The organism is Psychrobacter sp. L7 (assembly GCF_002810365.1).
Lineage (GTDB): Bacteria > Pseudomonadota > Gammaproteobacteria > Pseudomonadales > Moraxellaceae > Psychrobacter > Psychrobacter celer.
In genome coordinates, this window is sequence record NZ_NEXR01000019.1 from 1 (window position 1) to 3123 (window position 3123).

The 3123-nt window shown below is 48.3% G+C and carries 1 protein-coding gene; it reads right to left on the reverse strand.

Annotated elements, in window-relative coordinates; all coding sequences use genetic code 11:
* A partial coding sequence (locus CAP50_RS12500; RefSeq protein ID WP_274539915.1) for a transferrin-binding protein-like solute binding protein occupies positions 1-3123 on the reverse strand: 3123 nt, incomplete at both ends.

Sequence of the window (3123 nt, forward strand, 5' to 3'; positions counted from 1 at the left end):
TGGCGCAACCAAAGTTGATATAACYCTATTATCCTCTCTCTCATAAACACCACCTAAATGGCTAGCACCTTTACCATAGAAACCACCTACAGTATTGACGGCAGCTCCTTTCTTGCTAGCAAAAGTATTGTTTGTTATATCTGCAGCAATATCGACTTGCTTATCAGTAAAGGTAAGCTCGCCTTTTAACGATTTGGCTACAAAGTCGACGTCGAATTTCGATTTGCCATCGGCTGATATCTCTCCACCTTCTATATAGCTAGCCACACCCTTATACTTAGCCTTACCTTCGTTGACATTGGTTAACTTGTCCATATCACTAAGATTAGTGGCATTACCTTGTACATAAGTATTAGAAAGGTTTCTTTCGAATACAATACCATTTTTCATATCGCCAAAGATATGACCAATCTGCATTTGGTCATCGAAGTTTTTATATACTGACGAGTATTCCATATCCCGATCATGAATATTATTATTTAAACGACCCTCAAATGAAACAGAGCCTTTGTATTCCTTAAAGCCGTTATTGTTCCCATTATAAACACTATCATCAACTCCTTTATTAGCACCTCTTAACATTACATCAATTGGTTTGAGGGATGTTCTACCATCGACCTCATTGGCATAAACCTTTAACTGATTATAACTATTAGAGTCGTTTTCAAACGTGCCATCATCCGAATTTATAGAAGTACTTTGGAAACCAGATATTATAGAGTCTGGAGCACTAAAGGCATTAGCAGCTTCTAATGCTTCGGCTTCAGCAGCTTTGGCTCTAGCCTCAGCCTCTAATTTTGCCGTTTCAGCCGCATCAGCGCGTGCTTGAGCATCCGCCGCTTGTGCTTTTGCATCAGCCGCTTGCTGATTGGCTTCTGCTACTTTCTTGTCTGCTTCTACTTTAGCCTCACCAATGGCTTTGGCTGCTGCAGCCTTTGCTGCTATGGCCGCATCTTCTGCTGCAGCTTGTGCTTTAATGGCCGCATCTTTAGCAGCTGTTGCTTTGGTTGCCGCATCTAATGCTGCAGCTTCGGCTGCTTCTGCTGCAGCTGCACGCTCTAGGGCAGCCGCGAGCAGGTCTTCACCATTACCGGCATTTGCCAAGTTCTCTTCTGCTCTTGCCAAGGCTTCTTGAGCCTTAACAGCGTCAGCTTGAGCTTTTTCTGCTGCAGCTTTGGCAGCAGCAGCTTGTGCTTGAACGCCTGCGATGGCTGCATTGGCTGCATCCGCATCTGCTTGTGCTTTCACAGCTGCTTGTTCAGCAGAAGTTTGCTTGTCACTCTTGGCTCCGTAAGTACCTTGAGCACCATTGCCTTGGTAAACACCGCCTAGATACTGAGCGTCACCACCGAAGAATCCACCTTCAGTGAGATAACCGCCGTTAGCATCTGCACTGCCTGAGAATTGGTTACCATTGATATCAGCCGTTAGACCAATCTTACCGGCGTTAGCAAAGCTAAGATCACCTTTCACGTTTTTAGCAACAAAGTCAGCGGTAAAGACTGAGATGCCAAATTGAATGTTTTTGTCTAAACCAGTCTCGCGATAAGTGGCATCTCCTGTATAACCAACTTTACCTTCAGTTGGCATGTTAGCAGTTTGGGTTGCATTACCAACGACAGCCACACCATTGACAGGTAATAGGCCAGCAGCGGCACCGTCAATATGAGCCACTCTTAAGTCATCACTAAAGTCTTTGTATGTTGAGGTGTAGACAAGGTCCTGTTCACCCAGTGAAGCAGTAACCACTTTGGTGGTATTTTCAAATGAGTTGAACCCACTAGATCCTGCTACTGCTGTATCATTGTCACCACTGACTTGAAGCGCTACAGGATCAGAGACTAGACCTTCAGAAGCGATATCTGCCCGTGCTTGTACTTGCGTCTCATCTGTAATGCCAAAGTCACGAGTCGTGGTTGTCAACATACCTTGATTTAGTCCAGTGGCATCGATACTGATATGCTGTACACCGGATTTAGCGGCTTCAGGTGCGTTCTTGATTTGAGAGGCGGCTAAGGCGTCTTGCGCTGCTTGAGCGGCTTGCTGAGCGGCGGCGACTTGGGCTTCGGCTGCGGCAGTCGCTGCTGCTTGGGCTTGCTCGGCTGCTATGGCTTTAGCGTTCGCCGCGTCAAGGGCAGCTTGTCGACGATCCACTTCTGCCTGTAGAGCTTCTGTGTTACCGCCTGAAGCTAGAGCATCCGCTAGTGCCTGCTCTGCCGCTTCTAATTTCTGTTGGGCAGTTGCAAGCTCACCCTTGGCTTTATCCGCTTCCTTTTGAGCAGCGGTGGCTTTCTGCTTCTCTGTTTCTGCTTGAGCTTTGGCCTCTATCGCTTGTTGATTAGCAGTTTCAGCTTTGGCATTAGCTGCTGCAATCGCGGTCTCAGCATCAGCTTTGGCTTTGTCTGCTTCAGCTTTGGCTTTTATCTCTGCCGCTTCAGCCGCATCAGCGCGTGTTTGAGCATCCGCCGCTTGTGCTTTTGCATCAGCCGCTTGCTGATTGGCTTCTGCTACTTTCTTGTCTGCTTCTACTTTAGCCTCACCAATGGCTTTGGCTGCTGCAGCCTTTGCTGCCGTGGCCGCAGCTTCTGCTGAAGCTTGCGCTGCTAAGGCCGCTTCTTTAGCTGCTGTCGCTTTGGTTGCCGCTTCTAAAGCAGCAGCTTCGGCTGCTTCTGCTACAGCTGCACGCTCTAGGGCAGCCGCGAGCAGGTCTTCACCATTACCGGCATTTGCCAAGTTCTCTTCTGCTCTTGCCAAGGCTTCTTGAGCCTTAACAGCGTCAGCTTGAGCTTTTTCTGCTGCAGCTTTGGCAGCAGCAGCTTGTGCTTGAACGCCTGCGATGGCTGCATTGGCTGCATCCGCATCTGCTTGTGCTTTCACAGCCGCTTTTTCTGCTGCGGTCTGCTTGTCACTCTTGGCACCATAGGTACCTTGAGCACCATTGCCTTCGTAAACACCGCCCAGATACTGGGCGTCACCACCGAAGAATCCACCTTCAGTGAGATAGCCGCCGTTAGCATCTGCACTGCCTGAGAATTGGTTACCATTGATATCAGCCGTTAGACCAATCTTACCGGCGTTAGCAAAGCTAAGATCACCTTTCACGTTTTTAGCAACAAAGTCAGC